This is a genomic window from Streptomyces sp. NPDC020807, assembly GCF_040641575.1.
GTDB lineage: Bacteria > Actinomycetota > Actinomycetes > Streptomycetales > Streptomycetaceae > Streptomyces.
On record NZ_JBFADU010000004.1, the window covers coordinates 47,251 to 62,403 of the forward strand.

The 15,153-nt window shown below is 73.6% G+C and carries 16 protein-coding genes and 1 riboswitch; of the genes, 8 read left to right on the forward strand and 8 right to left on the reverse strand.

The window, feature by feature from the left end; all coding sequences use genetic code 11:
• Positions 1-48: 48 nt before the first annotated feature.
• From AB0G79_RS08045 to AB0G79_RS08055, 3 genes are all read right to left on the reverse strand, one after another.
• On the reverse strand, positions 49-453 hold the full coding sequence (locus tag AB0G79_RS08045) for a DUF3040 domain-containing protein (RefSeq protein ID WP_360801969.1): 405 nt from the start codon (positions 451-453) through the stop codon (positions 49-51).
• 250 nt (positions 454-703) lie between these two features.
• Entirely contained in the window at positions 704-1,492 is a 789-nt protein-coding gene (locus AB0G79_RS08050) for a methyltransferase (RefSeq protein WP_360801972.1), read from the reverse strand.
• Positions 1,493-1,559: 67 nt separating this feature from the next.
• Complete coding sequence (locus tag AB0G79_RS08055) at positions 1,560-1,997, reverse strand: SAV_6107 family HEPN domain-containing protein (RefSeq protein WP_360801975.1); 438 nt, start codon at positions 1,995-1,997, stop codon at positions 1,560-1,562.
• Between the two features lie 167 nt (positions 1,998-2,164).
• Between AB0G79_RS08055 and AB0G79_RS08060 the strand changes: the two genes are divergently transcribed.
• From AB0G79_RS08060 to AB0G79_RS08080, 5 genes are all read left to right on the forward strand, one after another.
• Positions 2,165-3,073: an ATP-binding cassette domain-containing protein gene (locus tag AB0G79_RS08060; protein ID WP_360801978.1), complete on the forward strand. Its 909-nt coding sequence runs from the start codon at positions 2,165-2,167 to the stop codon at positions 3,071-3,073.
• Complete coding sequence (locus AB0G79_RS08065; RefSeq protein ID WP_360801981.1) at positions 3,045-5,147, forward strand: YhgE/Pip domain-containing protein; 2,103 nt, start codon at positions 3,045-3,047, stop codon at positions 5,145-5,147. The genes AB0G79_RS08060 and AB0G79_RS08065 overlap by 29 nt, the downstream gene beginning before the upstream one ends.
• Positions 5,148-5,166: 19 nt before the next feature.
• Entirely contained in the window at positions 5,167-5,775 is a 609-nt protein-coding gene (locus tag AB0G79_RS08070; protein ID WP_360801983.1) for a TetR/AcrR family transcriptional regulator, read from the forward strand.
• Between the two features lie 281 nt (positions 5,776-6,056).
• Complete coding sequence (locus AB0G79_RS08075) at positions 6,057-6,656, forward strand: DUF4126 domain-containing protein (RefSeq protein WP_360801986.1); 600 nt, start codon at positions 6,057-6,059, stop codon at positions 6,654-6,656.
• 33 nt (positions 6,657-6,689) lie between these two features.
• Complete coding sequence (locus AB0G79_RS08080) at positions 6,690-8,126, forward strand: NAD(P)/FAD-dependent oxidoreductase (protein WP_360801989.1); 1,437 nt, start codon at positions 6,690-6,692, stop codon at positions 8,124-8,126.
• A 28-nt stretch (positions 8,127-8,154) separates the two neighbouring features.
• On the opposite strand, the gene AB0G79_RS08085 is transcribed toward AB0G79_RS08080, so the two are convergent.
• The 5 genes from AB0G79_RS08085 to AB0G79_RS08105 all read right to left on the reverse strand — a co-directional run bounded on the left by AB0G79_RS08085 (position 8,155) and on the right by AB0G79_RS08105 (position 12,736).
• The gene (locus tag AB0G79_RS08085) at positions 8,155-9,096 is read right to left on the reverse strand and encodes a hypothetical protein (protein ID WP_360801992.1); all 942 of its coding nucleotides are present in this window, start codon (positions 9,094-9,096) and stop codon (positions 8,155-8,157) included.
• A 55-nt stretch (positions 9,097-9,151) separates the two neighbouring features.
• Complete coding sequence (gene metF, locus AB0G79_RS08090) at positions 9,152-10,069, reverse strand: methylenetetrahydrofolate reductase [NAD(P)H] (RefSeq protein WP_360801995.1); 918 nt, start codon at positions 10,067-10,069, stop codon at positions 9,152-9,154.
• Positions 10,070-10,218: 149 nt separating this feature from the next.
• Complete coding sequence (thiE, locus tag AB0G79_RS08095; protein WP_360801998.1) at positions 10,219-10,872, reverse strand: thiamine phosphate synthase; 654 nt, start codon at positions 10,870-10,872, stop codon at positions 10,219-10,221.
• Between the two features lie 204 nt (positions 10,873-11,076).
• Positions 11,077-11,442, reverse strand: a complete 366-nt coding sequence (locus AB0G79_RS08100) for an Rv2175c family DNA-binding protein (RefSeq protein WP_360802001.1) — start codon at positions 11,440-11,442, stop codon at positions 11,077-11,079.
• Between the two features lie 55 nt (positions 11,443-11,497).
• A complete protein-coding gene (locus tag AB0G79_RS08105; protein ID WP_360802004.1) occupies positions 11,498-12,736 on the reverse strand; it encodes an FAD-dependent oxidoreductase in 1,239 nt (412 codons plus the stop codon).
• 82 nt (positions 12,737-12,818) lie between these two features.
• A riboswitch (TPP riboswitch) is annotated at positions 12,819-12,931 on the forward strand.
• Between AB0G79_RS08105 and thiO the strand changes: the two genes are divergently transcribed.
• The 3 genes from thiO to AB0G79_RS08120 all read left to right on the forward strand — a co-directional run bounded on the left by thiO (position 12,929) and on the right by AB0G79_RS08120 (position 15,104).
• Complete coding sequence (gene thiO, locus AB0G79_RS08110) at positions 12,929-14,083, forward strand: glycine oxidase ThiO (RefSeq protein ID WP_360802007.1); 1,155 nt, start codon at positions 12,929-12,931, stop codon at positions 14,081-14,083. It overlaps the preceding riboswitch by 3 nt.
• Positions 14,080-14,304, forward strand: coding sequence for a sulfur carrier protein ThiS (thiS, locus tag AB0G79_RS08115; protein ID WP_360802010.1), 225 nt, complete (start codon positions 14,080-14,082; stop codon positions 14,302-14,304). The genes thiO and thiS overlap by 4 nt, the downstream gene beginning before the upstream one ends.
• Positions 14,305-14,309: 5 nt before the next feature.
• Positions 14,310-15,104: a thiazole synthase gene (locus AB0G79_RS08120; protein WP_360802013.1), complete on the forward strand. Its 795-nt coding sequence runs from the start codon at positions 14,310-14,312 to the stop codon at positions 15,102-15,104.
• The last annotated feature ends 49 nt before the right edge of the window (positions 15,105-15,153 follow it).

The following is a 15,153-nucleotide window of genomic DNA, read 5'->3' on the forward strand; positions in this document are numbered from 1 at the left end:
TGCGGGGCTCGGTTGCGCGGGGGTGCGGGGCTGCCGCTCAGCGGCCCGTCAGTGGCCGCCGCCCTGCTGTTCGTCGCGGCGGCGCTGCCACCGCTCTTCGATGCGGTTCATGGTGGAGCGTCGCTGCCGGGACTGTCGGCCGCCTGCGGCCTGTCCGCCCCTGGCCTGCTGCTCGCCCGGCTTGGGCGCCTTGCGCCAGCCGGTGACCGCCAGGACCGCGCAGCCCAGCATGACGAGGAACCCCACCACGCTGATCCAGATCTGCTGAGCGACCATTCCGGCCATGAGGAGCGCGATACCCACCAGGAAGCCTGCGACTGCCTGGTACACCCGGCGACGGGTGTACGTGCGCAGTCCGCTTCCTTCGAGCGCTGTCGCGAACTTGGGATCTTCGGCGTACAGCGCTCGCTCCATCTGCTCGAGCATTCGCTGCTCGTGCTCCGAGAGCGGCACGGAGTCCTCCTAGTCGTCGGTCGCGGGGGCGACCGGTTTGCGGCCCTTTCAGGATAGGCAGGGAATCGCCCCCGTGAAACCCGCCCTCAATGCCGAAAAGCCAATCCGGGCCGCCATGCGGATCGGTTCCTGAGGCGTTGATTCCCCGGGCCCGTCTCCGTCATGCCGGATGGTGTCCCCCGATCATACGGGGCAAAGCCCCGGATCGGGCGGGCTGTGGCGCACTCCGCCGATCGGGTGTCGCCGCCCGTCAGGCGCGCTTCTCGCCGAGTACGTGCAGCTGGGTGGCGATGGCGTGGAAGGAGGGCAGCTCGGCGGCGGCGGCCTCCAGCTTCATGAGGGCCTCCGCGGCGCCCGGCTCGGTGTCCACGAGGACGCCGGGGACCAGGTCGGCGAAGACGCGGACGCCGTGCACGGCGCCCACCTCGAGGCCGGCCTGCCCGCTGAGCTCGACGAGCTGCTCGGCGGTGAACCTGCGGGGCACGGGGTCGCCGTCGCCCCAGCGGCCGGCCGGGTCGGTCAGCGCGGTCCTGGCCTCGGTGAAGTGGCCGGCGAGCGCCCGGGCGAGCACGGCGCCGCCGAGTCCGGCGGCGAGCAGGCTCAGGCTGCCGCCGGGACGGAGCGCCGCCACCGCGTGCCGCACGCCCTCGGCGGGGTCGTCGACGTACTCCAGGACGCCGTGGCAGAGCACGGAGTCGTACGACTCGCGGGCGACCACGTCGAAGAGGCCGCTGATGTCCCCCTGGACGCCGGTGACCCGGTCGGCGACACCGGCCTCGGCGGCGCGGCGCTCCAGCGCGAAGAGCGCGTTGGGGCTGGGGTCGACGACGGTGACCCGGTGGCCGAGGCGGGCCACCGGCACCGCGAAGTTGCCCGAGCCGCCACCCGTGTCGAGGACGTCGAGGCCGTCTTTCCCGGTGGCCTTGACCCGGCGGTCGAGGGCGTCCTTGAGGACGTCCCAGACGACGGCGGTACGCAGGGAGGCGCGCGACGGGCGCGACGACGTCTCTCGACCGAAGACGGGGGAAGGGTCCGGCACGGCTGTTGACTCCTCGGTGACGGGTACGAACGCTCCCCACCCTATGGCCTCAAGCCCGCGTTTCGGATCATCCACCGGCCTCTCCCCCCGTCGGCCGGCGGGGCAGGGGCGGCTGGACGGCGAGCAGCCCCTCCACGAGGTCGAGGAAGCGCCCCGCCTCCCTGAGCAGGTCGTCGGCCTCGCGCCGGGTCGCCGCGCTCGCGATGCCTGCCTCGGCGCGGGCCCGGCGCGCGGCCCCCGAGGCGAAGAGGGCGCTCCACTCGGCCAGCTCGGGCGCGAGCCGGGGCAGCAGCTCCCAGGCGCTCCGTATCCGCTGCCGGTGTCGGGGGGCGGTGTCGGGCACGGCGCGCGCGGCGAGGACGGCCGCGGCGGCGCGCAGGGCGGCGAGGTGGGCGGTGGCGTACCGCTCGTGGGGCCGGTCGAGCAGAGCGGCCTCGGCGAGCCCCGCCCTGGCCTTGTCGAGCAGGTCGAGGACGGGCGGGGCTGCTACGGACGGACCGGCCATGACGGAGCCTCCTGTCTGCGTGTGACGGCTCTGTGGCCGTATGCCCTTTATCGTGCCGGGCCCCACTGACAATCGGCTCTGACCTGGGGTTTTGCTTGATTCACTACCTCCGGGTAACTTTTGAACTGACCAGTCAGTTCAAAAACGGGGAAGTGGGGGGTGGGCCCGTGGAAGCGCAGCCCGACGAGCCGCACGGCGCCGCCGTGGTCGCGGAGGGCTTCGGCCTGAAGGGACCGCGCGGCTGGGCCTTCCGGGAGGTCTCCTTCCGGGCCGAACCGGGCACGCTCGTGGCGATCGAGGGCCCCTCCGGCTCCGGCCGCACCTGCCTGCTGCTCGCCCTCACCGGCCGGATGAAGGCCACCGAGGGCCACGCCGAGACCGGCGGCGTCCCCCTGCCCCGCAAGCTCGCCGCGGCGCGCCGGATCAGCGCGCTCGGCCAGGTCCCCGGCGTCAGCGAACTCGACCCCGCCTTCACCGTCGCCGAGCACCTGCGCGAGCGGGTCATGCTCCAGCGCCGCTTCGACGGCTCCGTACGGGCGCTGCTGCGCCGCCCCTCCGAGCGCGCCGCCGAGGCCCGGGCCCGCATCGACGAGGCCGTGGCCGCCGCCGGGCTCGACCTCGACGCCCTGCCGAAGGGCGAGCGGACCTCCGTACGCGACCTGGAGCGGCTCGAAGCCCTGCGGCTCACCGTCGCCCTGGCCCTGATCGGCCGCCCCCGGCTCATCGCCCTCGACGACACGGACCTGAAGCTCTCGGACGCCGACCGGGCCGAGGCCTGGGCGCTGCTGCGCTCGGTGGCCGAGGCCGGGACGACCGTCCTCGCCGTCTGCGCCGAGGCACCCGCGGGCGCCCTGCGCATCACGACGGTCGACGAGGAGGAGCTGGACGGCGTACCCGCCGCCGCGGACGGGACCGCCGCGGACGACGAGCCCGAGACGGACGACGAGCCCGAGGCGGACGACGGGATGACCGGGGCCGCCCCCGACGCCGACACCCACCCCCATTCCGACACCGACACCGACACCGACACCGAGGAGGGGGCAGCCGATGCGCTCGCCGAAACTCGCCGCGCTTGAGCTGAAGCGCTTCGGCCGCGGAAAGCTGCCGCGCGCCGCGCTCGTCGCCGTCCTGCTCCTCCCCCTCCTCTACGGCGCCCTCTACCTGTACTCGTTCTGGGACCCTTACAGCCGCCTCGACAAGATCCCCGTCGCCCTCGTCAACGAGGACCGGGGCGCCACCACCGACGGCAGGACCGTCAACGCCGGCGACGACATCGCCAAGGGGCTCCTGGAGAGCAACACCTTCGCGTGGCACCAGGTGAGCGACGAGGAGGCGCGCAAGGGCGTCGAGGACGGGACGTACTACCTGTCCCTGACCATGCCCGCCGACTTCAGCTCCCGGATCGCCTCCAGCTCGGGCGACTCCCCGGAGACCGGCGCGCTGCGGGTGCGGACCAACGACGCCAACAACTACATCGTCGGCCAGATCTCGCGGACGGTCTTCTCCGAGGTGCGCACCGCCGCCTCCACCAAGTCCTCCCGCACCTTCCTCGACAAGATCTTCATCTCCTTCTCCGGCATCCACGACGCCACCGCGAAGGCGGCCAAGGGCGCGACCGACCTCAAGAACGGCGTGGACAAGGCGAAGAAGGGCTCGAAGAGCCTCTCCGACGGACTCGCCGACGCCAAGACCGGCAGCGGCGACCTGGCCGCCGGGCTCAAGAAGCTCGACAAGGGCGCCAAGGACCTGGAGGCCGGTTCGCTCAAGGTCGCGCAGGGCACGCAGTCCCTCGCCGACAAGGTCAACGGGACGGCCGACAAGGTCCGCCCGTACCTCGCGAACAACGGCACCTCGATCCGCGACACCGCCAAGCTCACCTCGGACGCCGTCGTGGCCGTCCGCAACAACCTCGACGACCTCGTCGAGCGCGCCCCCCTCGTCCGTACGGGAGCCCACGCGGCCGACAAGGAGCTGGCGACGCTCCACCGCGAGGAGTGCGAGCTCAGGCCCGAGGCGAAGACCGACGAGCCACTCGTCCGGATCTGCGGCACGCTCGCGAAGGCCGCGCAGAGCGCGAGCGACGTCGCCACCCTCGCGGACGACGTCCACACGCTGGCCAAGGACAACACCGGCGACCTCAAGGCCCTGGACGCGAAGCTCGTCAAGCTGAAGAAGCAGGCCGACGAGCTGGCCGTGCGCGCCCCGCACCTCGACGAGGACGTGGAGGGCGCCATCAAGAAGATCAACGACCTCAACGCGGGCGCCCAGAAGGTCGCCAAGGGCGCCGACAAGCTGCACTCCGGCATCAGCTCCGCCAAGACCGGCTCCACGAACCTGGACACGGGCATCGGCAAGCTGAAGAAGGGCGCGGGCGAGCTCGACGGCGGCCTGTTCAAGCTGGCCGACGGCTCCGGCGAGCTGGCCGTGGGCCTGCACGACGGCGTCAAGCAGATCCCGGACTACGACGACAAGGAGCGCGACCTGCGCACGGAGGTCATGGCCGACCCCGTCAAGCTCGCCGCCCAGTCGCTGCACAAGGCCCCGAACTACGGCACCGGTTTCGCCCCGTACTTCATCCCGCTCTCCCTCTGGGTCGGCGCCATGGTCGCGTACATGATCATCCAGCCCATGAACCGGCGGGCCCTCGCGGCCGGCGGTTCCGCCTGGCGGATCGCGCTCGCCGGCTGGCTGCCCGTGGTGGCGATCGGCGTCCTCCAGGTCGGCGCGCTCATGTCGGTCCTGCACTGGGGCCTGGGCCTCCAGATGGCCAGGGCCGCCGGCACGGTCGGCTTCCTCGCCCTCGTCACCTGCTGCTTCGCGGCGATCATCCAGTGGCTCAACGCCCGCTTCGGCGCGGCCGGCCGGATCCTCGTCCTCGCGGTCCTCATGGTCCAGCTGACCTCGGCGGGCGGCACCTACCCCGTCCAGACCAGCCCGGGCTTCTTCAACGCCGTCCACCCCTTCCTCCCGATGACGTACGTGGTCGAGGCCCTGCGCCGGCTCATCTCGGGCGGGGACCCCGGACCCGTCTGGCAGGCCTGCGCCGTCCTGACCGCCTTCACCCTGGGCGCCCTGGCCCTGACCGCACTGTCCGCCCGCCGGAAGCAGGTGTGGACGCTCGACCGGCTGCACCCCGAACTGTCGCTCTGAACCTGTGAGAATCACCCCCATGGACAGCAGCAGCACCCGACGCCAGGCCACCCGCGCGAAGCTCTACGAGGCGGCCGTCACCCTCATCGCGGAGCAGGGCTTCTCCGCGACGACGGTCGACGAGATCGCCGAGCGGGCGGGGGTGGCCAAGGGCACGGTCTACTACAACTTCAAGAGCAAGACCGAGCTCTTCGAGGAGCTGCTGCGCCACGGGGTCTCCCTGCTCACCTCCTCGCTCCGCACGGCGGCCGAGGAGACCGCCGGGCGGGGCGGCAGCCGGATCGACGCGATCGACGCGATGATCCGGGCCGGTCTCGTCTTCATCGACCGCTACCCGGCCTTCACCCAGCTGTACGTGGCCGAGCTCTGGCGCACCAACCGGGCTTGGAACTCGACCCTCCTGGTGGTCCGCCAGGAGGCGGTCGCGGTGGTCGAGGGCGTCCTGCGGGCCGGTGTCGCCGAGGGCGAGCTGAGCGAGGACATCGACGTGCAGCTGACGGCGGCGGCGCTGGTCGGGATGGTGCTCGTGGCGGCGCTCGACTGGCAGGCGTTCCAGAGCGGCCGTTCGCTCGACGACGTGCACGCGGCGCTCTCGCGGCTGCTGCACGGCCGCGTCGGCGGCCGCTGACCGCACACCCGACCGCACACCCGACCGCGCACCTGAACGCACACCCGACCGCACGACGAAGCCGGTGCGGCGTGGCTCGATCCCCCCGAGCCCGCCCCACCGGCTTCTTCTCTCCCCCGTGGCGGCAGGTGCGCGGCTCCGTTCCGCAGCCCCGTGCCGGCGGTGCCGGAGCCGCGCCCCTTCCGAGGGCTCCACTCTTCCCTCCACGGGGCCGGGACGAATCCGTACGCGTACTCAGTCGGCATCTAGGTACGGATACTCAGACTGGTTACGCTTTCGGGATGTCGGTACTCCCCCTGGTGTTCACCAGCGGCTGGGCGAGCGGGATCAACGCGTACGCGGTGGTCCTGCTGTTCGGCGTCTTCGGCCTGACCGGACTCACCGACGAGGTGCCCGAGTCCCTGCAGCGCACGGACGTCCTCGTCGTCGCGGGCATCCTCTTCCTGTGCGAGGCGGTGGCGGACAAGATCCCGTACGTCGACACCGTCTGGGACTCCGTGCACACCGTGATCCGGCCGATCGCGGGCGCCGTGGTCGGCGCCCTGCTCGCCGGGCAGAACGGCTCGATCCCCGAGCTGGCGGCGGGCGCGGTGGGCGGTTCGACGGCGCTGCTCAGCCACTTCGTGAAGGCAGGGACGAGGATGGCGGTGAACACCTCGCCCGAGCCGTTCAGCAACGTGGCGCTCAGCCTGGCCGAGGACCTCGGCGTCGCCGGGATCGTCACCTTCGCGGTCTTCCATCCGGTGCCCGCGGCGATCATCGCGGCCGTCCTGCTCGCCCTCGGCCTGGCCATACTGGTCTTCCTCGCCGGCCGGATCCGGCGCTTCCTGCGCCGCAGAGCCCAGCGCCGGGAGGAGAAGCGCCTGGCCGCCCTGGAGTGACGGCCGCCGGACGGCCCCGGATAGGGTCGTCGCATGGCACGGATTGTGGTGATCGGCGCGGGACTCGGCGCCATGGCGGCGGCGGCCCGACTGGCCGTGGCGGGCCACCGGGTGGCGGTGTACGAGCGGACGGCGACGTACGGCGGCGCCGTCGGGCGGTACGAGCGCGAGGGCTTCGCCTTCGACACCGGACCCGGGCTGCTGCACCTCCCGGCCGTCTACCGCGACCTGTTCGTGAAGACCGGCAAGGAGTCCCTGGAGCAGAGCGTGACGCTCACCCAGGTCGATCCGGCGAGCCGTCACGTCTTCTCCGACGGGACCCGCGTCGACCTGCCGAACGCCTCCCGGGCCGGCACGGTCGCCGCCCTGGACGCGGCTCTCGGGGCGGGTGCGGGCGAGCGGTGGGGCGACTTCCTGACCCGGGCCCGCGAGGCCTGGGACCGTACCCGGCGCCCGCTGCTCGAAGAGCCGCAGCCCGCCGACCCGGCGCCGCTGGCCCGCGAGCCGTACCCCGCGCTCAAGGCCGGTCTGCTGCGCCGCCCGACGACGACGCTCGCCCAGGTCGGCGCGCGCGAGCTGCGCGATCCCCGGCTCGCCGCCCTCCTCGACGCGTACGCGGAGTCCTACGGCTTCGACCCGGCGACCGCCCCGGCGGCCGCCGCCGTCCTGCCGTACATGGAGCAGACCTTCGGCAGCTGGTACGTGGGCGGTGGCCTGCGGGCGCTGGCCGACGCGGTGTACGAGCGGTGCCGCAAGCGGCGGGTCGAGTTCGTCTTCGAGGCGCCCGTGGAGGAGGTCCTGGAGAAGGACGGCCGGGCGGCCGGCGTCGTGCTCGCCGGGGGCGAGACGGTCGAGGCGGACCACGTGGTCTCCGGCGCGCCGGTCCCCGCGCTCTACCGCGACCAGGTCGTCGGCTGGGAGCGGCAGGACGACTGGCCGCCGCACCAGGAGGCGGGGACGAGCCGGGTGACGGTCTGTCTGGCCCTGCGCGGGGCCCGGGAGGCGGCGGCCGCGCACCGCACGGTCGTCCACGCGGCGGACGGGCGGCCGACCGTGACGGTCCTCCGGCCGGACGACCCGGCGCTGCGGCCCGACGGGGAGCACGAGGCGGTGACGGTCACGGCGACGGTCGACGGATCCTCCGGAGCGGAGGGCTGGGATGCCTTCGCCGACCGGATGGTCGAGGCCGCCGGTCTCGCCGTTCCCGGGCTCGCGGACCGGCTCCTGTGGCGGCACGTCCGCACCCCGGAGGACGTACGGCGCGACACGGGGAGCGCCGAGGTGCCGGGGCCCGGCCTCGGCGGGGCCGGCGGCCGGCTGCTGCCCGCCGCGAACGTCTCCCCGCTGCCCGGCCTGTACTTCGCGGGCGGCTGGTCGCACCCGGGCGGCGGGCTCGCCCACGCGGGCATGTCGGGCGCGCTGGTCGCGGGTCTGATCGTCGAGGGCACGGACTTCCGCGGCTCCCAGTAGGGGCCGCGGGCCCGCCGCCCTCGTGCTCTCAGTACCGGTACTGCTGCTGCTCGTCCGGGTGCGGCTGCTGCGGGGCGGGCTCGGTGTCGCGCTGCTGCGGGACCCAGACGCCGCCCGGCGGGGTGTCGTAGGTGTACGAGGGCGCGTAGGTGTCGCCGTAGTACGGGGCGGCGTACTGCTGCTGGCCGTCCGTGTTCGGGCCGCCGATGTACGGGTCGGAGTAGGCCGCGTACTGCTGCTGCTCGTACCCGGTCTGCGCGTACCCGGCCTGCTGGTGGTCGGGCTGCTGGTAGCCGGCCTGCGGGTAGTCGGACTGCTGGAACTCGGGCTGGTACGCGTACTGCTGGTACTCGTGGCCCTGCTGCTCGTACGCGGGCGCGTAGGTGTCGTACCCCTGGCCCTGGTACTGGCTCTGGTCCTGGTACTGGGCCTGCTCCTGGTACTGGTGGCCCTGTCCCTGGTACTGGCCCTGGTCCTGGTCCTGGTACTGGGCCTGCCCCTGGGCGCGGGCCTGGTCGTCCTGCCCCTGGCCCTGGCCCTGGTTCTGCGCGATGTCGTAGATCCCGTACTGGCCGGTCTCGTCGGGCATCGGCTGGGGTTCGTAGACCGCCGTCGTCTCGCCGGGCGTCTCCTCCGAGCCGTACGAGAGCCCGGTGACCTCCAGGGTCGGTCCGGCCTCTGCCGGGGCGTCCTTGCGGCGGCGGCTCTCGCCCGGGTTCCCGCCGATCGCCCAGCCGGTGGAGAAGCCGCGGCGGAAGGAGAGCGTCACGTAGGTCTGGCCGACGGCGAAGCCGACCGCGCCCGCGATGATGACCGCGACCGAGGGCAGCAGCACGCCCAGGACCACGCCGAGGAAGCCGGTGAAGGCCAGCAGCCGCCAGCGGAGCCGCGCCTTGTACTGGAGGAGCACCTCTCCCAGCAGCCACAACGCGACCACGCCGAACGCGATGTAGAGGACCGTCCACCCCATGCCCCGCCGCCCCTCTCCACGGTCACCGCCGCGGGTCAGGGGCGGGTACGACCGGTCACGACTGCTGGTGCAGTCCGAGATTCTCGTAGATCTCGAGCGTCGCGGTGGAGCTGTTCAGCGTGATGAAGTGCAGTCCGGGGACACCCTCGGAGAGCAGACGCGCGCAGAACTCCGTCGCGAACTCGATACCGATGGAGCGTACAGCGGCCGGATCGTCCTTGACCGCGAGGATGCGGTCTTTCACATCCGCGGGGAAGGCCGCGTTGCTCAGCTGGGGCAGCCGGTCGAGGGTCTTCACGTTCACGACGGGCATGACCTCGGGGATGATCGGGGTCTCGCAGCCGGCCTTGGTGACGCTGTCGCGCAGCCGCAGGTACTTCTCCGGATCGAAGAACATCTGGGTGATCGCGTAGTCGGCACCGGCGCGGCACTTGTCCACGAAGTGCCGGATGTCCGTGTCCCAGTCGGCGGAGCGCGGGTGCATCTCGGGGAAGGCGGCGACGCCGACGCAGAAGTCGCCGGACTCCTTGATGAGCCGCACGAGGTCGGCGGCGTACCGGACGCCCTCGGGGTGCTCGACCCACTCGCCCAGCGGGTCGCCGGCCGGGTCACCGCGCAGCGCGAGCATGTTGCGGATGCCGGCGTCGGCGTACTGGCCGAGGACGTTGCGCAGCTCGGCGATCGAGTGGTCGACGGCCGTGAGGTGGGCGACGGGGGTGAGCGTGGTGTCGGAGGCGATCTTCTGGGTCGCCTTGACCGTGCCACCGCGGGTGGTGCCGCCGGCACCGTAGGTCACGGAGACGAAGCTGGGGCCGACCGCCTCGACGCGGCGCATGGCGTTCCAGAGGACCTGCTCGCCCTTCTCGGTCCGGGGCGCGTAGAACTCGAAGGAGTACGACGTTTCACCGGCGGCGAGGATGTCGCGGACCGTGCGCGCACGGTCGGATCGGACGGAAGCGGTACCTAGGGCCATACGGGCAGGTTAGACGGGGGGCGCGGGGCTGCGTAGGCCGCGTCCGAGTCGTGGACACGTTTTCGGACATTGTTCGACCGGATGTCGGGCCCCCGTGGCGCGCGCTTCGCGTCCCCGTCGCCCGACGCCCGTCGTTCCCCGCTCGCGGGTCAGCCCCCGGCGCGCTCCCGTACGCGCTTCGCGAGGGCGGCCGTCGCGGCGGCCGGGTCGTCGGCCTCGGTGATGGCGCGGACGACGACGATCCGGCGGGCGCCCGCGTCGAGGACCTCGTCGAGGTTGGTCTCGTCGATGCCGCCGATGGCGAACCAGGGGCGGTCCTGGGCGAGCCCCGCCGCGTACCGCACGAGGCCGAGTCCCGGCGCGTACCGGCCGGGCTTGGTGGGGGTGGGCCAGCAGGGGCCGGTGCAGAAGTAGTCGACGCCGGGCTCGACGGCGGCGGCCGCCGCCTCGGCCTCGGAGTGGCAGGAGCGGCCGATCAGCACCTCCTCGCCGAGGACGGCGCGGGCGGCGGGGACGGGCAGGTCGCCCTGGCCGAGGTGGAGGACGTCGGAGCCGATGGCGTGGGCGACGTCGGCCCGGTCGTTCACCGCGAGGAGCTTGCCGTGCTCGCGGGCGGCCTCGGCGAAGACGGCGAGGTGCTCCAGCTCCTCGCCTGCCTCCATGCCCTTGTCGCGGAGCTGCACGACGTCCACGCCGGAGGAGAGCACGGCGTCGAGGAAGGCGGGCAGGTCACCCTGGCGCTTCCGGGCGTCGGTGCACAGGTAGAGCCGGGCGTCGGCGAGCCGCTCACGAGGCGTGGGCATGGGTGGGTTCCCCCCGTCGGTGTCGGGGTCTCCCCCGTCGGTGGCGGGGTCTCCCCCGTCGGTCGCGGGGTCTCCCCCGTCGGTCGCGGGGTCTCCCCCGTCGGTGGCGCCGGTGGCGCGGGTGGCGGGCCCCGGGACGGGGGCCTGCCACCGCGCCACCCGCGGGTGGTGTCTTCGGTTCGGGCGCGCTCAGGGCGGTGTTCGTCAGATGGCGAGCGCCTGGGCGCGGCGCTTCACCTCCGTGCCGCGGTTCTCGTTGAGCGCCTGGGCGGGCGTGCCCGGCAGGCTCTCGTCCGGAGTGAAGAGCCACTCCAGCATCTCCTCGTCGGTGAAGCCGTCGTCCCGCAGGACGGTCAGCAGACCGACGAGGCCCTTGACGATCTTGTCGCCCTGGATGAAGGCGGCGGGAACCTGCAGGGACCTGTTCTCTCCGCGGCGCACCGCGATGAGCTGGCCGTCCTTGATCAGCTGCCGCACCTTCAGCACGTCGATGCCGAGTGCCTCCCCGATGTCGGGCACGTAGAGCCAGGCGGGGACGAGCGCATCGATCTTCACGTCAATCTCGGTCACAGGACAAGCCTGCCATCCCGGACCGACAGTCGGTACTCGGGCCCTCCGGCCGGGTCTACGCGACGGCCGACTTCAGCGGAACGGCCGGGTCCGCGGCGCGCTCGCGGTCGACCGGGGTGCCCGCCTCGACGAGCTTGCGGCCCTGGGCGAGGTCGCGGGGCCGCCCGACGGCGAGCAGCGCGACCGGGACCCCGTCACGCAGCCAGAGGACCGACCAGCTCTCGCCGGCCGGGTCGCCGCGCCACAGGAGTTCGTCGGCGTCGGCGTGGTGGCCCGCGTACTGGACGAAGCGGCCGAACTGCTCGGACCAGAAGTACGGCACCGGGTCGTACGGGTCCGGGTCGGCGCCGGTGACGTCGGCGGCGACGATGCCCGCCGCGACCGTACGGGGCCCCTGGAGCGCGTTGTCCCAGTGGTGGACGAGGAGCCGCTCGCCGTAGCGGGCGGAGGGGTAGGAGGCGCAGTCGCCGACCGCGTACACCCCGGGCAGGCTGGTGCGCAGCCGGTCGTCGGCGGTGACGGCGCCGCTCGGGTCGAGGGCGATGCCGGATCCGGCGAGCCAGCCGGTCGCGGGGCGGGCGCCGATGCCGACGACGACGGCGTCGGCGGGCAGCTCGCGGCCGTCGGCGAGGACGACCCGGCCGGGCGTGCCGGGGCGGATCGTCTCCACGCGCGCGTGGGTGAGGAGTTCGGCGCCGTTCTCCGCGTACCAGCCGGCCATGGGGCCGGTGACCTCGGCGGGAAGGGCCCCGGCCAGGGGGCGGTCGGCGGCCTCGACGACGGTGACCTCGCAGCCGGCCTCGCGCGCGGCGGTGGCGAACTCGGCGCCGATCCAGCCCGCGCCGACGACCACGACGGTGTGGCGGCGCTCCAGGACGGGAGCCAGGCGGGCGGCGTCGTCGAGGGTGCGCAGGAGGTGGACGCCGGGGACGCCGTCGGCGCCGGGCAGGTTGACCGGGTGGGCGCCGGTGGCGAGGACGAGGGCGCCGTACGGGACGGGTCCGGCCTCGGTGTCGATCTCGCGGTCGGCGGCGCGCAGTCCGAGGACGTCGAGGCCGAGGCGCAGCTCGACGCCGAGCTCCTCGAAGTCGACGTCGAAGGCGGAGTCCTCGGCCTTGCCGAGGAGGACCGCCTTGGAGAGCGGGGGCCGGTCGTAGGGCTGGTGGGGCTCGGCGCCGATGAGGGTCACGGGGCCGGTGAAGCCCTGTTCCCGCAGGGCGACGGCGGTCTGCACGCCCGCCATTCCGGCGCCGACGATCACGACGTGCCGCTGGGTCTGCTTCTGCTCGCTCACCCGTCCACCTTACGCATCTGACGGCCCGTCAGGTAGGGAGGGGCCTGTGACCCCTCGTCGACGCGGGCTAGTCTGGCGGGCGTAAAGCACTCGCGGGAGCCCGGACGCACCGGGCTGAGAGGGAGGCTGGCCGGCCTCCGACCGTACGAACCTGATCCGGGTCATGCCGGCGAAGGGAGGGGCTGGACGCCCATGCGTTCTTCCGATGTCCTCGTGGTCGGGGGCGGAATCATCGGCCTGGTCACGGCCTGGCGGGCCGCGCGGCGCGGCCTGCGCACCGCCGTGGCCGACCCGGACCCGGGCGGCGGCGCCGCGCGGGTCGCGGCCGGGATGCTCGCCGCCGTCACCGAACTCCACTACGGCGAGGAGACCCTCCTCGGTCTCAACCTCGCCTCCGCGGAGCGCTATCCGTCGTTCGTCGCCGAACTGGAGGAGGCGACCGGTCACGACACCGGCTACCGGGCCTGCGGCACCCTCGCCGTCGCCCTCGACGCCGACGACCGCGCCCACCTGCGCGAACTCCACGCCCTCCAGACCCGGTGCGGCCTCACGTCGGAATGGCTCAGCGGCCGCGACTGCCGCCGCCTCGAACCCATGCTCGCGCCCGGCGTGCGCGGCGGGCTCCGGGTCGACGGCGACCACCAGGTGGACCCGCGCCGGCTCGCCGACGCGCTCCTCCTCGCCTGCGAGCGGGCCGGGGTGGTCTTCCACCGCGCCCACGCGGAGCGCCTGACGGTCGTACGGGACCGGGCCGCCGGAGCCGTACTCACCGGCGGCGAGGAACTGACGGCCGACCAGGTCGTCCTCGCGGCCGGCAGCCTGAGCGGGCGGCTCGCGGGCGTCCCGGAGGAGGCCCTTCCGCCGGTCCGCCCGGTGAAGGGCCAGGTCCTGCGGCTGCGGGTCCCCGCCCCGTACGCCCCCTTCCTCTCCCGGACCGTCCGCGCGGTCGTCCGCGGCAGCCACGTCTACCTCGTGCCGCGCGCCAACGGCGAGCTCGTCGTCGGCGCCACCAGCGAGGAGCTCGGCTGGGACACGACGGTGACGGCGGGCGGCGTGTACGAGCTCCTCCGCGACGCGCACGAACTCGTCCCCGGCCTCACCGAGCTCCCGCTCACCGAGACCCGCGCCGGACTGCGCCCCGCGTCCCCCGACAACGCGCCGCTGCTCGGCCCCACCGCCCTCCCCGGCCTCCACCTGGCCACCGGGCACTACCGCAACGGGGTGCTGCTCACCCCCGTCACCGGCGACGTCATGGCGGAGGTGCTCACGACGGGCACCCTCCCGCCGGAGGCGCGCCCCTTCACCCCCCGCCGATTCGCCCCCGCACGCCAGGAGCAGCCCGCATGACCGAGCACGTGAAGGTCTCCGTGAACGTCTCCGTGAACGGAGAGCCGAGGAACCTCCCCCCGGCGACCACGCTGGACACCCTCGTCACCGCCCTCACCACGGCCCGCTCCGGCGTGGCGGCGGCGCTCAACGAGACGGTCGTGCCGCGCGGGGAATGGGCGACGACGGTCCTCGGCGAGGGCGACCGGGTGGAAGTCCTGACCGCGGTCCAGGGAGGCTGAGCGCCATGTCCGACGACACCTTCCGCCTCGGCGGCGCGGACTTCGCCTCCCGCCTGATCATGGGCACGGGCGGCGCGCCCAGCCTCGACACCCTGGAACGCTCCCTCGTCGCCAGCGGTACGGAGCTGACGACCGTCGCCATGCGGCGCCTGGACCCGACGGTCCAGGGCTCCGTCCTCTCCGTCCTCGACCGGCTCGGCATCCGGGTCCTGCCGAACACGGCGGGCTGCTACACGGCGGGCGAGGCAGTCCTCACCGCGCGGCTCGCGCGGGAGGCCCTCGGCACGGACTGGATCAAGCTGGAGGTCGTCGCCGACGAGCGGACCCTCCTCCCGGACGGGGAGGAGCTCCTCGCCGCCGCCGAGACCCTCGTCGACGACGGCTTCACCGTCCTCCCCTACACCAACGACGACCCCGTCCTGGCGCGGAAGCTGGAGGACGTCGGCTGCGCGGCCGTCATGCCGCTCGGCTCCCCCATCGGCTCCGGCCTGGGCATCCGCAACCCCCACAACTTCCAGCTGATCGTGGAACGCGCCCAGGTGCCGGTGATCCTGGACGCGGGCGCGGGCACGGCGTCGGACGCGGCGCTCGCGATGGAGCTGGGGTGCGCGGCGGTGATGCTGGCGTCGGCGGTGACGCGGGCGCAGGAGCCGGTGCTGATGGCTTCGGCGATGCGGCACGCGGTGGAGGCGGGGCGGCTGGCGTGGCGGGCGGGCCGGATCCCCCGCCGCCACTTCGCCGAAGCCTCCTCCCCCACGACAGGCCTGCCCCACCTGGACCCGGAACGCCCGGCCTTCTGACCTGGCGGCCACCACACCGAGGTCGCGCCCGCCCCGTTGTGGGCATGCG